The 16766-nt window shown below is 70.6% G+C and carries 11 protein-coding genes; 6 read left to right on the top strand and 5 right to left on the bottom strand.

Features of this window, described 5'->3' with window-relative positions:
- Positions 1–26: 26 nt before the first annotated feature.
- The 3 genes from OG823_RS06020 to OG823_RS06030 form a co-directional block, all read right to left on the bottom strand.
- Positions 27–1061 carry an ABC transporter permease gene (locus tag OG823_RS06020; RefSeq protein ID WP_371478125.1) on the bottom strand — a complete coding sequence of 345 codons (1035 nt, stop codon included), beginning with the start codon at positions 1059–1061 and terminating at the stop codon, positions 27–29.
- On the bottom strand, positions 1058–2557 hold the full coding sequence (locus OG823_RS06025; RefSeq protein WP_371478126.1) for a sugar ABC transporter ATP-binding protein: 1500 nt from the start codon (positions 2555–2557) through the stop codon (positions 1058–1060). Before OG823_RS06025 ends, OG823_RS06020 begins: the two co-directional genes overlap by 4 nt.
- Positions 2558–2762: 205 nt before the next feature.
- Positions 2763–3803: a substrate-binding domain-containing protein gene (locus OG823_RS06030; protein ID WP_371478127.1), complete on the bottom strand. Its 1041-nt coding sequence runs from the start codon at positions 3801–3803 to the stop codon at positions 2763–2765.
- Positions 3804–4999: 1196 nt separating this feature from the next.
- Here OG823_RS06030 and OG823_RS06035 point away from each other — a divergent pair.
- Both OG823_RS06035 and OG823_RS06040 read left to right on the top strand, forming a co-directional pair.
- The gene (locus OG823_RS06035; protein ID WP_371478128.1) at positions 5000–6448 is read left to right on the top strand and encodes an RICIN domain-containing protein; all 1449 of its coding nucleotides are present in this window, start codon (positions 5000–5002) and stop codon (positions 6446–6448) included.
- A gap of 254 nt (positions 6449–6702) precedes the next feature.
- A complete protein-coding gene (locus OG823_RS06040; protein WP_371478129.1) occupies positions 6703–9057 on the top strand; it encodes an RICIN domain-containing protein in 2355 nt (784 codons plus the stop codon).
- A 57-nt stretch (positions 9058–9114) separates the two neighbouring features.
- Here OG823_RS06040 and OG823_RS06045 read toward each other — a convergent pair whose 3' ends face one another.
- Positions 9115–10197: a LacI family DNA-binding transcriptional regulator gene (locus OG823_RS06045; RefSeq protein ID WP_371478130.1), complete on the bottom strand. Its 1083-nt coding sequence runs from the start codon at positions 10195–10197 to the stop codon at positions 9115–9117.
- Positions 10198–10445: 248 nt separating this feature from the next.
- Here OG823_RS06045 and OG823_RS06050 point away from each other — a divergent pair, with 248 nt between their 5' ends.
- The 4 genes from OG823_RS06050 (at position 10446) to OG823_RS06065 (ending at position 15705) form a co-directional block, all read left to right on the top strand.
- Positions 10446–11402: a carbohydrate ABC transporter permease gene (locus tag OG823_RS06050; protein WP_371478131.1), complete on the top strand. Its 957-nt coding sequence runs from the start codon at positions 10446–10448 to the stop codon at positions 11400–11402.
- A complete protein-coding gene (locus tag OG823_RS06055; protein WP_371478132.1) occupies positions 11399–12295 on the top strand; it encodes a carbohydrate ABC transporter permease in 897 nt (298 codons plus the stop codon). The genes OG823_RS06050 and OG823_RS06055 overlap by 4 nt, the downstream gene beginning before the upstream one ends.
- Positions 12296–12378: 83 nt before the next feature.
- Positions 12379–13725: a sugar ABC transporter substrate-binding protein gene (locus OG823_RS06060; RefSeq protein ID WP_371478133.1), complete on the top strand. Its 1347-nt coding sequence runs from the start codon at positions 12379–12381 to the stop codon at positions 13723–13725.
- A 228-nt stretch (positions 13726–13953) separates the two neighbouring features.
- Positions 13954–15705, top strand: coding sequence for a beta-galactosidase family protein (locus OG823_RS06065; protein WP_371478134.1), 1752 nt, complete (start codon positions 13954–13956; stop codon positions 15703–15705).
- A 113-nt stretch (positions 15706–15818) separates the two neighbouring features.
- On the opposite strand, the gene OG823_RS06070 is transcribed toward OG823_RS06065, so the two are convergent.
- A complete protein-coding gene (locus tag OG823_RS06070; RefSeq protein WP_371478136.1) occupies positions 15819–16631 on the bottom strand; it encodes a DeoR/GlpR family DNA-binding transcription regulator in 813 nt (270 codons plus the stop codon).
- Positions 16632–16766 lie beyond the last annotated feature (135 nt).

A 16766-nucleotide genomic window follows, 5' to 3' on the forward strand; every position in this document is an offset into this window, starting at 1 on the left:
TGGGGCCGGCCGGCACCGAGGAGATCTCAGGCGGGGAGTCCGATGGGGCGTTCGCCGTTGCGGCGTTGTTGGATGACGACGGCGATGACGAGGAGGGCGCCTTGGGCGACGTTCTGCCAGAAGGAGTTGATGCCCTGGACGGTGAGGCCGTTCTCGAGTGCGCCGAGGAGGGCGACGGCGAGGAGGGTGCCGCCGATGCCGCCCTTGCCGCCCTTGAGGGCTGCGCCGCCGAGGGCTGCGGCGGTGATGGCCTTGAGTTCGAGGCCTTCGCTGCCGGAGGTGGGCTGGCCGGAGCCGGTGCGGGCGGTGAGGAGGATGCCGGCTACGGCGGCGACGGTGCCGATGAGGGCGTAGACGGCGATGAGGTACTTGTTGATGTTGATGCCGGCGAGGCGGGCAGCGGTGTCGTTGCCGCCGATGGCGTAGGTGTTGCGGCCGATGTCGGTGTACTTGAGGAGGACGTGGACGGCGACGGCGGTGAGGATGAGGATCCAGACCATGACGGGCAGGCCGGCGATCTTGCCGCGGCCGAGGAAGACGAAGACGTCGTTGTTGAGGACGTAGCCCTGGGCGCGGCCGTTGGAGATGAGCTGGGCGAGGCCCTTGTAGGCGGCGAGGCCGGCGAGGGTGGCGATGGTGGGGTTGACGCGTCCGTAGACGATGATCACGCCGTTGAGGATGCCGATGAGGATGCCGACGCCGATGGCGGCGGCCATGCCGGCGTAGGGGTTGGATCCGGCGGAGGTGAAGGCCATGGCGGAGACGACGGAGGCGACGCCGGCCTGGGAGCCGACCGAGATGTCGAGGCCGCCGCAGATGATGACGACGGTCTGGACGATGGCGAGGAGCCCGGTGATGGTGGCGGCCTCGGCGATGACCTGCATGTTGTTCAGGGTGAGGTAGTTGTCGTTCAGGACGCCGAAGAGGGCCAGCACGACGACGAGGGCGCCGATGAGGCTGAGGTTCTGGCCGCCGACGGAGGCGAGGAGGGCGAGGCGGTTCGGGGCCTTGCGCTGGTCGGGGCTGCTGTCGGCGGCCCGTCGGGTGGTCGTGGTGCTCATGCGGTTGCTCCAGGGACGGGGGCGATGTCGTCGGCCATGGCCAGGTTGAGGATGGTTTCTTCGGTGGCCTCGGTGCGGTCGAGTTCGCCGGTGATGCGGCCGTTCTGCATGACGAGGATGCGGTCGGCGAGTCCGAGGATTTCGGGGAGTTCGGAGGAGATGACGAGGATGGCGACGCCTTCCTCGGCGAGGTCGGCGATGATGCGGTAGATCTCGGCTTTGGCGCCGACGTCGATGCCGCGGGTCGGCTCGTCGAGGATCAGGACCTTGGGTTTGCGGGCGAGCCAGCGGGCGAGGACGACTTTCTGCTGGTTGCCGCCGGAGAGTTTGCGGACCTCGTGCTCGATGGAGGGGGTGCGCACGCGCAGGCGGTCGGTGTAGTGCTGGGCGAGTTCGCGTTCCGCGCCACGCTTGACGAAGCGCAGGCGGCTGAGTCGCTTCAGGACGACGGTGGAGGTGTTGTCGCGGATGGAGCGTTGCAGGAAGAGGGCCTGGGCCTTGCGTTCCTCGGGGGCGAGGCCAAGGCCTGCGCGGATGGCGGCGCCGGGGTTGCCGGAGGGCAGCCGCTGTCCGTCGAGGGTGACGGTGCCGCTGTGGACGGCCAGGTCGCCGGCGAGGGCGAGGGCGAGTTCGGAGCGGCCGGCGCCGATGAGTCCGGCGAGGCCGACGACCTCGCCGGCCCTGATCTGCAGGGTGACGTCGTGGACGGCGTCGGTGCTGACGTGCTGGACGTCCAGGACGAGGCGGTCGGTGGCGACGTGTTCGCGGGTGAACATGGTGGACAGGTCGCGGCCGACCATGAGGCGCACCAGTTCGCCCTCGGTGGTGGTGGCCGCGTCCTGGACGCCGGCGAGTTCGCCGTCGCGCAGGACGGCGATGCGGTCGGCGAGCTGGAAGATCTCCTGCATGCGATGGGAGACGTAGATGACGGCGGTGCCCTCGTCGCGCAGGCGGCGGATGAGGGCGAAGAGGGCGTCGACCTCGTGCTCGGAGAGGGAGGAGGTGGGTTCGTCGAAGGCGATGACCTTCGCCTCGCCGGCCAGGGCGCGCATGATCTCGACGAGCTGACGCTGGGCGGGGGTGAGGCGGGAGCCGATCGTGTCGGGGTCGAGGACCTTGTCGAAGCCGTAGCGGTGCAGGTCGGCGGTGATGCGCCGGCGCAGTTCGGTGCGGTCCAGGCGGCGTGCGGCGGTGCGGGGCAGGGAGCCCGCGTAGACGTTCTCCGCGACGGAGACGTGCGGGATGATCTCGGGTTCCTGCGGGATGATCCGGATACCGGCCCGGCGGGCGTCGGCGGGGGAGGCGAGGTCGATGCGCCGGCCGTCCAGGACGACGTGGCCGTCGGTGGGCTGGTGGTCACCCGTGAGAATCTTCAGCAGGGTCGACTTGCCCGCGCCGTTCTCGCCCATCAGGGCGGTCACCTGACCGGCCGGGAAGTCCAGGGTGACACCACCGAGAGCCTGCACCGGACCGAACCGCTTCGTGATCCCACGCACTGACGCGCCTGCGCCGCCGGTACCGGTACCAGTGGTGGCGCTGGCGGTGCTGTGGTCGGTGGGTGGTCGGGGATCCGGGTTCGAGCTGCGCGCTCTGCTCATGGTGCTTCACCTCTGCAGGTCATACGGGAGGGTTGGTGGGTCTGCCGCCCCGGCCCGCGCGGGGGAATACGGGCCGGGGCGGCGGTCATGGGGGGAGCCGGCGTCAGCTGCAGGTGACGCCGGAGGTCTTCCAGGTGGTGGCGTCGACCATGGTGGTGGGGGCGAAGGCCTCGGCGGGCATGTCCTTGCTGTTCTTGAGCTTGTCGTACATGGTCTGGACGGCGAGCGCTCCGACGTCCTTGCCGTTGATGAAGAGGGCGGCCTTCATGCCGGAGGGCTTGGTGCCGCTCCAGTCCTTGCAGGCGAGGTAAGCGCCGAGGCCGACGCCGACGACGTTGTCGGCGCTGACGCCGGCGTTCTCCAGTGCGGTGACGCCGCCCTGGACGTTCTCGTCGTTGCAGCCCCACACCACCCAGTGCTTCACGCCGGCGTTGGCGGTGATCGTCGCGGCGATCTTGTCCTGTGCGCCGGTGGGGGTGTTGTCGGTGGCGACGTCGATGTTCTGGACGCCGGTGACGGCCGCACCGAAGGCGTCCTTGGCGGCCTTGACGCGGTCGCCGCAGACGGTGACGTCCTGCTTCCACGCGGAGATGGTGCGGGTCTCGGCGGGGTTCCAGCCGGCCTTCTGGTACTCGGCGGCGGCGCGCTTGCCGACCTCGCCGCCCATCTGCGACCCGGAGAAGCCGATCCGCGGCACCAGGTCGCTCTTCGCGCAGGCGGACGGGTCCGGGCCGGTGGTGCAGATCTGGTCGTCGGAGGTCAGCAACGCCACCTTGCCGTCCTTCGCGGTCTGCACGACCTGCGGGCCCACCGCCGGGTCCGGCACCACGATGATGATGCCGTTGCTCTTCTGCGCGACGGCGGACTGCACCTCGCTGATGGTCTTGTTCGCGTCGTTGCCCAGGTTGACGACCTTCAGGTCCACCCCCAGCTCGGCCGCCTTCGCCTTCGCACCGGCCGCCTCACCGACGAAGTACTCCTGGTCACCCTGCTTCTGCAGGTACGTCATCGAGATCTTGCCGGACACCGGGGCCGCCGGGGCGTCCGCACTCGTCGCCTCCTTACCGGTGGAACAGGCGGTGGTGAGACCCAGGGCGAGCAGCAGGGCCGCCGCTGCGGCGGAACGGCTGGTGGTACGGGACATGGGGAGCTCCTTCGGGGCCACACCCGTGGCGGTCGGTGCCGTAGGGGGTGTGGGTGGTGTGAGGGCGGCGCGGGCCGGGGGCGTGCGACGGGGAGGAAGGGAAGCACGCCGGGAGGGTGGATGGTACGGCCCAGGGGTGGTGGGTTCACTCACTCGTGGTTCAAACGTAAACCATCAGAATCAAACACTTACGAACGCGATGGGGATATGACACCCCCGTTACGGAAGCCGCGTCAAGGGCCCGGGGAAGCCGAGACGCCCTTGTGATGTTTGCGCAACCTTGACCGGGCGCCCCGGCCCGGCCCCCGACGGGCGGATCCGGCCACCTGCGGCGCTGCCCCGTTCACCGCACGGAACCCCGTCCGCCCTCCGTCCAGCAGGGCCTGACCCCGGCCCGCCACTCGACAGGTGTGTGCGCAGCCACAGTAGGAGTCGGGCTCCGCCGGCGTCGGGACGTGTCGATGGTTTCCGGTTGAACGACTTGTCGGCGCCCATGGAGGCCCGGGCCTCGTCCGACCGACGCCCCCGAACGACGCCCCCGAACGACAACTCCGAACGACAACCCCCGCCGACTGCCGACCGACTGCCGGGTGACGCGCCCGCCGTCACGGCGCGACCACCGCGGACGGCGGACGGCCGGAGCACCGCGCCGTTCACGGCCGATCCCGCCCCGCACAGCCCGGACCGGCATCGCCCCGGACTCCTGAGCACCGGCACCCGGACTGTCCCCCGAACCTGCGCCGGGTCGGCAGAAACCCTTGACACCGCCGAGATGCGCTCCGAAACTCTCACTCGGCTACTTGTTTGCGCCAACATGGCAATCCGCCGCAAGGATGCGACAAGTCGTCAGGTCCCGGCCGACTCCCTGGACAGGAGGAAGCGGGGACACCGGGCGGCACATCACCCCCCACCGCCCCGCGCATGCCCACCCCGGCCCTGGCCCCGCCGGCGGACGCCTCACCTACGCCGGCCGGCCGGGACAGGGCCCATCACATCCGGCCGGCCGGCCGGCTCATCCCCCACCCAGATAGCAGAGGCGAAGAATCGCCCGGCCTCCTCTTCCCCCGCACGGGCCGCAGAGGAAACCGGAGCCTTTCTCCGCCGGTCCGACCACCCACGTGACCCCCCGGCATGTTCGCGCTGCCGTCTCACCTGGTGCCATCGGACCAGCACAAGAGAGCAGAGGTAGCAGAACCGTGCCGCGACTCAGATCCATCCTCTTCCCCACCCTTCTCGCCCTGGTCCTCCCCCTCCTCGGCGGTGTCGGCACAGCCCACGCCGCCGTGTCGACCGTCACCAGCGGCACCCAGTTCGCCGACACCACCGGAAGTCCGGTCCAGGCGCACGGCGGCGGTGTCATCAAGGTCGGCCAGTACTACTACTGGTTCGGTGAGGACCGCAACGCCGACAACACGTTCCACTACGTCTCGGCGTACCGCTCCACCGACCTGAAGACGTGGGAGTTCCGCAAGCACGTCCTGACCGTGGCCAGCAGCGCCGAACTCGCCGCCGGCGCCAACATCGAGCGGCCCAAGGTCATCTTCAACAGCACCACCAACCAGTTCGTGATGTGGATGCACAAGGAGGGCAGCAGCACCGACTACAGCGAGGGCAGGGTCGCGGTCGCCACCTCCAGCTCGGTCGACGGCGACTACAGCTACCAGGGCAGCTTCCGGCCGCTGGGCTACGACTCGCGCGACATGACGCTGTACAAGGACGACGACGGCACCGCCTACCTGCTCTCGTCCTCCAACGGGAACGCGGACCTGCACATCTACCGGCTGAGCGCCGACTACCTCACGGCGGAGGCCCTGGTCGCCAGCCCGTCCAACGGGCAGTGGCGCGAAGCCCCGGCGCTGTTCAAGCGGGGCGGTGTCTACTTCCTGCTGACCTCCAGCGCCACCGGCTGGTCCCCCAACCAGCAGCAGTACCAGACGGCCACCAGCATCACCGGTTCCTGGAGCTGGCTGCAGAACGCCGGCGACCCCACCACCTACCGCAGCCAGACCGCGTACGTCCTGCCCGTCCAGGGCACGGCCGGCACGGGCTACCTGTACATGGGTGACCGCTGGGGCAACTCCATGGGCGGCACGGTCAACGACTCGCAGTACGTCTGGTCGAACCTCAAGTTCCCGACCAGCACCACGCTGACGATGGACTACTCGCCGCAGGTCGCGATCGACACCGCCGCCGGCACCGTCGCTTCCGTGGGCGGCCCCTGGGAGAGCATCAGCGCCGCCAACAGCGGCAAGTGCGCCGACGTCGCGGACTACTCCTTCGCGCAGTCGTCGCAGGTCATCCAGTGGGGCTGTGGCGCGGGGGCGAACCAGAACTTCTGGTTCAAGAGCCTCGGCACCACCGGCTACGTGCAGATCATCGCCCGGCACAGCGGCAAGTGCCTGGAGGTGGACGGCGCCTCCACCGCGGACGGTGCGGCCGTCGTCCAGAACACCTGCACCAGCGCCACCTCCCAGCAGTGGAAGGTCCAGAAGATCACCGGCACCACCACGTACGTCAAGCTCGTCGCGCGCCACAGCTCCAAGTGCCTCGACGTCACCAACCAGTCGACCGCGGACGGCACCGCGCTGGAGCAGTGGACCTGCAACACCGGCACCAACCAGCAGTGGCACCGCGCCACCGTCTGACCGTCTGACCGGCTGACCACCGCTCGGCCGGCTGACCGGCACACCCGTCAGGCCGTCAGGCTCACCCTTCTCGCACCGACACGCCCCTCCCCTCTCCCGACGGGAGGGGCGTGCCGTCTGCCTGCCCTGATCCGGCCGGTCCACACCGGTCCACCCGTCCCCACCCGTCCCGACCCCCGGAGATTCCCGTGTTCCACACACGCAAGAGATCTGCTCCAGGCTCACGCAGAGGCCGTACCAGCCTCGGCGCCGCGGTGCTCGCCACCGCCTCGCTCGTCGCGAGCGGCCTCACGGCCCAGCCCGCGGCGGCCGACCCGAACGCGGCCGTGCTGTCCGTCCGGCTGGATCCGAGCTACCAGCAGGCGCCGTTCCAGGGCTGGGGCACGGCGCTGGCCTGGTTCGCCAACGTGACCGGCGGCTGGCCCGACGCGCAGCGCAACCAACTGGCCGACGACCTCTACGGTGCGAACGGCCTCGGCTTCACCGTGGCCCGCTACAACATCGGCGGCGGCGACAGCCCCGAGACGCAGCCGTACCTGCGCCCCGGCGCGGCCGTCCCCGGCTACTGGAACCGGCCCGGCCCCGAAACCCCCGACTGGTGGAACCCCGCCGACCCGGCCGACTGGAACCCGAACGCCGACGCCAACCAGCGGTGGTGGCTCCAGGCGGCCAAGGCCCGCGGGGCGGACACCTTCGAGGCGTTCTCCAACTCGGCGCCGTACTTCATGACCAACAGCGGCCTCGTCTCGGGCGCCGTCAACAGCTGGGAGGACAACCTCCGTTCCGACCAGTACGACCGCTTCGCGACGTATCTCGCCGGCGCGGTCAAGCGCGTGCAGGCCTCCACCGGCGTCACCTTCAACGCCCTCTCCCCCATCAACGAACCGAACACAACCTACTGGCACGCCGGCGGCCCTCAGGAGGGCTCCCACTGGGAACCCGCCTCCCAGGCGCACATGATCACCAGCACCCGCACCGCCCTCACCGCGGCCGGGCTCAGCACCCCGGTCGCCGCGATGGACGAGACCAACCCCGACATGTTCCGCACCGACTGGGACTCCTACGCGGCCTCGGTCCGGACGGCCGTCGGCAAGCTGAACACGCACACGTACAGCACCGGCGGCCGTACCGGCGCGCGTGACGTCGCCAAGGGCGCCCACACCCCGCTGTGGATGTCGGAGGTCGACCTCGGAGGCAGCGTCGGGCAGAGCTTCACCGACATGACCCCGGCGATCGAGTTCGCCCAGCACATCAACGGCGACATCAGGGAGCTGGAGCCCAGCGCCTGGGTCATGTGGCAGGCCGTCGAGGACTACGAGAACATGACGCCCGCCCACGAGAACTCCAACTGGGGCCTGATCCAGACCGACCTCACCCCGGCCGACCCGGCCGTCGAGCCGCTGCGCAAGAACAAGAAGTACTGGGCCATGGCCAACTACAGCCGCTTCATCCGGCCCGGTGCCCGCGTCATCGACACCGACTCGGACGGCACGCTCGCCGCGCTGCGGCCGAACGGCGGCGCGGTCGTGGTCCACACCAACTCCACGAACGCGCCCCAGACCGTGACGATCGACCTCGCCGGCTTCCAGAGCGTCGACAGCACCGTGCCGGTGCAGCGGTACACCACCGACGCCACCAAAGACCTCCAGCGTGACGCCGACCTGAGTACCACCGCCGCCAAGACCCTCACCACCACGGTGAGCCCCGGCTCGGTCACCACCTTCGTCATCCCCGGCGCGACCGGCGTCGACACCACCGCCGCGACCGCGCCGACCGGCGCCGCCCGCCAGCTGCTCAACGACAACAGCGGCATGGCCCTCGCCGTCGGCTCGACCAACAAGAGCCCGCTGACCCAGCGGACCTCGAACAGCTCCGACAGCGCCCAGCAGTGGACCTTCGCCAAGATCTCCGGCGGCTGGAACAGCACCGCCGCGTACCGCCTCACGAACACCAAGTACGGCAAGGCGCTCGCGGTCAGCGGTGACGCGCTCACCCTCGTCACGCCCGGTACGACTGCGGCGCAGCTCTGGATGCTCTCCACCACCGGGGACGGCCACAACACGCTGATCAACAGCTCGACCGGCAAGCTGCTCGACGTCTCGAACGCCGCCACCAACGACGGAGCGGCGGTGGCCACCTACCAGCCCACCACCGGCAGCAACCAGTCCTGGAAGCTCCGCAGCACCGCCCCGGACACCTGGAACGTGCTGCGCATGCGGAACAGCAACAAGTGCACGGACGTCTCGGGTGCCTCCACCACGGCCGGCGCCGCCGCCGTCCAGTACACCTGCGGCACCGCCACGAACCAGCAGTGGACCATGCGGCCCGCGAGCCCCGGCTACGTCAACGTCGTGGTCCGGCACACCGGGCAGTGCCTGGACGTCGCCGGCATCTCGACCGCCGACAACGCCCCGCTCGTGCAGTACCCCTGCAACGGCGGCAGCAACCAGGAGTGGTCGGTCCGGACCACCGCGACGGGCTACCTCACGCTGGTGGCGCGACACAGCGGCAAGTGCCTGGACGTCTCCGGTGCCTCCACGGCCGACAGCGCCGCGCTCGTGCAGTCCGCGTGCACCGCGAGCAGCAGCCAGCAGGTCCACATCGGCTGACAACACCGGGCTGCCGGGGGCGGTCTCATCGACGCCCCCGGCAGCCTGCTGCCCGGCTCACGCCCGCGCGGCACCCGGGCACGGCCCGGAGCTGGCGCGGACCACCAGCTCCGGAGAGACGGTGATGACCTGATTGGTCCGTGCGCCGCCGTGGCTGTCGATCTGGTTGAGCAGGAGGGCCACACACTGGCGGCCCACCTCCTCGAAGTCCTGCCGGACGGTGCTGAGGGGCGGCCCGAAGTACGCCGACTCGGGGACGTCGTCGAAGCCCACCACGCTCACGTCCTGCGGCACCCGGCGACCCGCCTCACGCAGCGCGAGCATGAGCCCGAGGGCCATGTGGTCGTTCGCCGCGAAGACGGCCGTGACCTCGGGGCGAGCCGCGAGCACCTTGCCGATCCGGTGGCCCGACTCGGCGGTCCAGTCCCCCAGTTCGAGCGCCGGGACGGGAGCGCCCGCGGCCTTCAGGGTGGCGTGCCAGGCGGCGGCCCGGCGGCGTGCGGCGTACGAGTCCTGGGGGCCGCCGACGTGCCAGACGGTGCGGTGCCCGAGGTCGAGGAGGTGCTGCGTCGCGGCGCTCGCCCCGGCCGCCTGGTCGGTGTCGACGGCCGGGAACCGGTGCTCGGGGTCGCCGTCCGCGACGACCACGGGCACCCCGGTGGAGACGCTGAAGCCCGGCCGGTCGAGGATCTGCGCCTCGATCACGACGAGGCCGTCCACCGCCTGGTCGGTCAACTGGCGGACGGCCTGCTGCACCGCGTCCTCGGTCTGTGCCTCGGCGCACACGATGTTCACCGAGTAGCCGGCCGCCTGCGCGGCCCGGGAGATGGCGGCGAGCGTGCGGGCGTTGCCGTGCGCACTCAGGTCGAACATCACCACGCCGAGCACGTGGAACCGCCCGAGGGTGAGGGCGCGGGCCGCGCTGTTGCGCTGGTAGCCCAGTATCCGCATCGCCGACAGGACCTTCTCGCGGGTCTCCGGCTCCACGTTGGAGCGGCCGTTGGCGACCCGCGAGACCGTCTGGGAGGACACCCCCGCCAGTGAGGCGACATCGGCCTGCGAGGCGGGCCGTCGCTTGCCCTCCGCAGCCGGTCCGGGACGGTCGACCTCCGCGTCCACGGGCTTCCCCCTGTGATCCATGAGCTCCTCCTACGTGTCTGCGCGAACATATTAACCCCCAGTAACCCGGGCCCGATCAAGGGGGGGGGTCGGCCTGTGCGGACGGGCGCCGGGCGGCTCTCCCCCGCGTCAACGCGGCAGACACGCGCAGGTAACGATGCCGCAACTCGGCGGCAAGGCCTTGACGGCGCGGCTGCCCGCAGCTGAGACTGGCGGCCAGCCAAGCGTGTTCGCGTAAACATGGCCCGCACATTGCAAGGGATTGAACCGTGCGCACATTGTCACCACCCTCAGCGCAGAGCAGTGGGAACTCGGCCCCGCCGAGCCGCAGGCCGAGCCGCCGACGCTCCAGCACCGCAGGAAACGGCCGGTTCGGGTACGTGCTCCTGTCCCCCTTCCTGCTGGTCTTCGTGATCGGGATCGTCGGGCCGCTGGTCTACGCCGTCTACCTCAGCTTCTTCCGGGAGCGCCTGATCGGCGGCAACACCTTCGTCGGCTTCGAGAACTACGCCCGTGCGCTGGGGGACCACCTGCTGATGGCAGGGCTGTGGCGGGTCGCGCTCTTCCTTGCCGTCCAGGTGCCGGTCATGCTCGCCATCTCCCTCCTCGCGGCGCTCGCGATCGACAGCGGCAGGCTCCGCTGGGCCGCGCTCTTCCGGATCGGCATCTTCATCCCCTACGCCGTGCCGGCCGTGGTCGCCTCCCTCATGTGGGGCTACCTCTACGGCGACAACTTCGGCCTCGTCGGCCAGCTCGGCCGGGCCGTCGGAGTGCAGGTCCCGCACCTGCTCGACCAGTCCTGGATGCTCGCGTCCATCGGCAACGTCGTGACCTGGGAGTTCGTCGGCTACAACATGCTGATCCTCTACGCGGCCCTGCGCGTCATCCCGGAGGAGCTCTACGAGGCGGCCGCGATCGACGGCGCCGGCGAGTTCCGCAAGGCGTGGAGCATCAAGCTCCCCGTGCTGCGCCCCGCACTGCTGCTGGCCACGATCTTCTCGATCATCGGCACCTTCCAGCTCTTCAACGAGCCGAACATCATGCAGTCGCTCGCACCGAACGTGATCACCACCAGCTACACGCCCAACATGTACGCCTACAACCTGGCGTTCAACGGCCAGCAGTTCAACTACGCGGCAGCCGTCGCCGTGATCCTCGGCCTGGTCACCGCCGTGGTCGCCTACGCGGTGCAGTCCCGCGCCACCAGCAGGGAGCAGGCCCGATGAGCACGACGACCGCCCGCAAGGGCCGCTCCCCCCGGCGGAACCGCCACAGCACCGCCCTGACCGTCGCCATGGGCCTGATGCTGCTCTACGCCTTCCTCCCCCTGGTGTGGCTCCTGCTCGCGAGCACCAAGGACAGCAAGTCCCTGCTGAGCAGCTTCGGCCTGTGGTTCGGCGACGGGTTCCACCTCTTCACCAACATCCACGACGTGCTGACCTACGACGACGGCATCTACGTGCGATGGTTCGGCAACACCCTGCTGTACGCGGTCGTGGGCGCCGGCGGAGCCGCCGTCATCGCGACCGCCGGCGGGTACGCGCTGGCCAAGTACCGCTTCCGCGGCCGCAACGCGGTGTTCGCCCTGGTCCTCGGCGCCATCACCATCCCCGGCACCGCCCTGGCCGTTCCGACCTACCTGCTGTTCAGCAAGGTCGGCCTGGTGGACAGCCCCTGGGCCGTGCTGCTGCCCTCGATGGTCAGCCCCTTCGGCCTGTACCTGATGCGCGTCTACGCACAGGACGCGGTACCCGACTCCGTCCTGGAGGCCGCCCGGATCGACGGCGCCGGCGAGCTGCGCACCTTCTTCACCATCTCGCTGCGCCTGCTCGGCCCGGGCTTCGTCACCGTCCTCCTGTTCTCCCTCGTGGCGACCTGGAACAACTACTTCCTGCCCCTGATCGTGCTCAGCGACCCGAAGTGGTTCCCGCTCACCGTCGGCCTCAACCAGTGGAACAGCTTCGCGACCGGCGCGGCCGGCAGCGGTGCCACGACCACGGGGTTCTACCCGCTGATCGTCACCGGGAGCGTCCTGGCGATCGTGCCGCTGGTGGTCGCGTTCCTCTTCCTCCAGCGGTTCTGGCAGTCCGGACTGGCCTCCGGCAGCGTCAAGCAGTAGCCACCGGGCCGACCCTCCCTCTCCGCCCTCCCCCCGCCGCCCGGTCCCACCCGGTACGGCACCCCCTGCAAGGAGCAACCGACATGTCCCAGCACAAGACCCAGCTCAGAAGACTCCTGGCCACGCTGCCGGCCGCCGCCCTGGTGCTCAGCCTCGCCGCCTGCGGCAGCAGCGGCGACGGCGGTGGCAGCAAGCCGGGCGACCCCGCCACGGCGCTGGACACGCCGACCACCCTGACGTTCTGGACCTGGGCGCCGAACATGGACAAGGCGGTCGCGGGCTTCGAGAAGAAGTACCCCAAGATCAAGGTCAACGTCGTCAACGCCGGCCAGTCCGCCGCCGAGTACACGAAGCTCCAGACCGCCATCAAGGCGGGCTCGGGCGGGCCGGACGTCGCCCAGGTCGAGTACTTCGCGCTCCCCGAGTTCGCGCTGAGCAAGCGGCTGGTCAACCTGGACGAGTACGGCGCGGCCGACCTCAAGGCGAAGTTCACGGCGGCCGCCTGGTCGCAGGTGACCAGCAACGGCGGGGTCTACGGCATCCCGCAGGACACCGGCCCGATGGCGATGTTCTACAACGAGAAGGTCCTCGGCGAGTTCGGCATCGCCCCGCCCAAGACCTGGGCCGAGTTCGAGGCCGCGGCCGCCAAGATCCACCAGGCCGACCCGAACCGCTTCATCACCTCCATCGACCCCGGTGACGCCGGCGGCGTGGACAGCCTGCTCTGGCAGGCCGGCAGCCGCCCGTTCCAGCAGAAGTCCGCCACCTCGGTCGGCGTGAACCTCGCGGACGACGGCGCCAAGAAGGTCTCCGAGTTCTGGTCCGGCCTGCTGGCGAAGAAGCTCGTCGACCCGGCGCCCGGCTGGACGAACGAGTGGTGGCAGTCGATGGCCAGCGGCAAGTACGCGATGTGGATCATCGGCGCCTGGGCTCCCGGCAACCTGGCCAGCACCATCCCGCAGACCTCCGGCCAGTGGCGCGCCGCGCCGATCCCGCAGTGGGGCACCGGTGACCCGGTGTCCTCCGAGAACGGCGGATCGGCCAACGTGGTGCCCGTCACCAGCACGCACAAGGACGCGGCCGTCGCCTTCACGAAGTGGCTGAACTCCGACCCCGACGGCACCAAGGCACTCTCCGACAACGGCCTGTTCCCGGCCACCACGGACATGCTGAAGGACCCGGCGTTCCTCGACAAGCCGATCGAGGTCCTCGGCGGCCAGAAGGCCAACCAGGTCTTCGCCCAGTCGTCCGCCGCCGTGAGCCCGAACTGGCAGTTCCTGCCGTACCAGGTCTACGCGAACTCGGTCTTCAAGGACACCGTCGGCCAGGGCATCGCCGGCAACGGCTCGATCTCCTCCGGCATGGAGGCCTGGCAGAAGCGCATCACCGACTTCGGCACCCAGCAGGGCTTCTCGATCACCGCTCCGTGACCTGAGTCGTGGCGTGGCGTGATCTGCGCCCGCGCCACGCCACGGCTCCGCTTTCCCCCGCCCCACCGCATTACCCCGCCTCTCCCCGCACCACCGCCGCGTCGAGTCGTCGGCCTGCTCCGCGGAGCAGGCCGACGGCCCTGTCGGCATCACCACCGACCGGCCGCCACGCACGGCGCACTCACCACCGACCCACCGCTTTCACCGCGAGTACTGGAGCAGCCCATCATGTCCGCCCTTCAGATCGACGCCGAGGGATTCCGGCTCGACGACAAGCCGTTCCGCATCCTCTCCGGCGGGCTGCACTACTTCCGTGTGCACCCGGAGCAGTGGGCAGACCGCCTGCGCAAGGCACGCCTCATGGGCCTGAACACCGTCGAGACGTACGTCCCGTGGAACCTGCACGAGCCGCGCCCCGGAGAGTTCCGGATGGACAGCGGGCTGGACCTCCCGGCCTTCCTCGACCTCGCCGCGCAGGAGGGGCTGCACGTCCTGCTCCGCCCGGGCCCCTACATCTGCGCCGAGTGGGAGGGCGGCGGGCTCCCGTCCTGGCTCCTCACCGAACCCGACATCCGGCTCCGCACCCAGGACCCGCGCTACGTGCGGGCGGTGGAGTCCTACTTCGGACAGCTGCTGCCGCCCCTGCTGCCGTACCTGGCGACCCGTGGCGGGCCCGTTCTCGCGGTGCAGCTGGAGAACGAGTACGGCGCCTACCACCAGGACCCGGCGCACCTGGGCCATCTCGCCACCGTGCTGCGGACCTGCGGCATCGACGTCCCGCTGTTCACCTGCGACCAGCCCGCCGACCTCGCGCAGGGCAGCGTCGACGGGATCCTCAGCACGGCCAACTTCGGCAGCCGCGCGGCACAGAACCTGGTCGAGCTCCGGGCCCACCGGCCCACCGGCCCCCTGATGTGCTCGGAGTTCTGGATCGGCTGGTTCGACCGCTGGGGCGGCCGGCACGTGGTGCGGGACGCCTCGGACGCGGCCGCCTCGCTGGACGAGCTGCTCGCGGCCGGCGCCTCGGTGAACTTCTACATGTTCCACGGAGGCACGAACTTCGGCTTCACCAACGGCGCGAACGACAAGCACACCTACCGTCCGACCGTCACGTCGTACGACTACGACGCCCCGCTCGACGAGGCCGGCGATCCGACCGAGAAGTACACGGCCTTCCGCGAGGTGATCGCGAAGTACGCCGCCGTCCCCGACGAGCCGGTGCCGGCCCGCGGCGACAAGCTCGCCGTGCCCGGCATCCGGCTGGCCCTGAGCGCGCCGCTGCTCCCGCACGCGTCCGCGCTGGGCACGGCGGTCCTCTCCGAGCAGCCGATGACCTTGGAGGAGCTCGGCCAGGACTTCGGCTTCGTCCTCTACGAGACCACCCTCCCCGCCGCCGGGCCGGCGCTCCTGGAGACCCGCGCGGTACGCGACCGCGCCCAGGTGTTCGTGGACGGCCAGCCGGTCGGCGTACTCGAACGGGAGAACCACGAGCACTCCATCGCGTTCACCGTGCCCCGCCCCGGTGCGGTGCTGAGCCTCCTCGTCGAGAACCAGGGACGCGTCAACTACGGCCTCGGCATCCACGACCGCAAGGGCCTGGTCGGCACGGTGTCCGTGGACGGCACCGTGCTGACGGGCTGGACGAACCGGCCGCTGCCGCTCCGCGCCCTGGACGGCATACCCTTCGCCGAGACCGTCGCGTCACCGGTCGGCCCCACCTTCCACCGCGGCACGGTCGACATCGACGTGCCGGCCGACACGTTCCTCAGCACGGCCGGGTGGACCAAGGGCAACGCCTGGGTCAACGGTTTCAACCTGGGACGCTACTGGTCCCGGGGGCCCCAGCACACGCTCTACGTTCCGGGCCCGGTCCTGCGCCCGGGGCGCAACGAGATCGTCCTGCTCGAACTGCACGCCGCGCACCGCGAACGGACGGTCGGTCTCCGCGACACCGCGGACCTCGGGCCCGTCGAGGAGTAGCACCGGCGGCTCGGGATCCCGCTGCACACCGGCGCCCCGGCCGCTCCCCGCCAAGGTCGATCTTGGCGGGGAGCGGCCGGGGCGCCGCCATGTGGGCGGACCGGTCCGGCGGTTCATCCGTGAACGGGCCCGGTCACCACGATCAGCTCGCCGACGGCCTTGCCGAGGACGGCCCGCGCGCGGTCGTCCAGGTACGCGTCGGTGACGAAGACGTCGGCCTCGGCCAGGGCGGCGAACCCGCTGAGACCGACGACGTCCCACTTGGTGTGGTCGGCGACCACCATCACCCGCCGCGCGCAGGAGACCAGGGCCCGGTTGGTCTGGGCCTCGGCGAGGTTCGGCGTGGTGAGGCCGGCCCGCTCCGACACACCGTGGGCGCCCAGGACCAGCAGATCGACGTTCAGCGACCGGATGCCCTGGTCGGCGAGGGGCCCCACCAGGGCGGCCGAGCGCGTCGTGGTGCCGCCGGTGACCAGTAGGGCGGGCGCGGCGTCGCCGCGCTCCCGGGCGGCGGTACGCAGCAGCTCGGCGACCGGCAGGGAGTTGGTGACCACCGTCAGGCGCGGGACGTCCAGCAGGCGGGAGGCGACCGCGAAGGCCGTCGTGCCCGCGGAGATCGCGACGACGCCGCCGGGATCGACGAGAGCCGCCGCGGCGTTCGCCACGGCGGCCTTGGCCTCGGACTGGAGCACCGCCTTGGCTTCGAAGCGCGGCTCGACGACGCTCGCCCCGTCCGTCAGCACGGCGCCGCCGTGCACCTTCTCCACGGCGCCGCTGCGCGCCAGGAGCTCCAGGTCCCGGCGGATGGTCAAGGCGGAGACGCCGAGCCGGTCGACCAGTTCGGCCACCCGCACCACACCGTCACGGCGCACGTCCTCAAGGATGAGAGCACGGCGCTGGGGAGCCAGCAGCCCCGGGTCCGACATGGGCCTCTCTCCGTCTGCGGGTATCCATGGCCAGGTTGAACGGCCGGCGCGGCCGGGCGCTCTCGATCCACCGGAAGCACCCCGGAGGTACGGCTGCGCGCGACCGGCCCGTCGCTCGGCCCCCGGACCTTGGCC

It is taken from the genome of Kitasatospora sp. NBC_00315 (genome assembly GCF_041435095.1).
Classification (GTDB): Bacteria; Actinomycetota; Actinomycetes; order Streptomycetales; family Streptomycetaceae; genus Kitasatospora.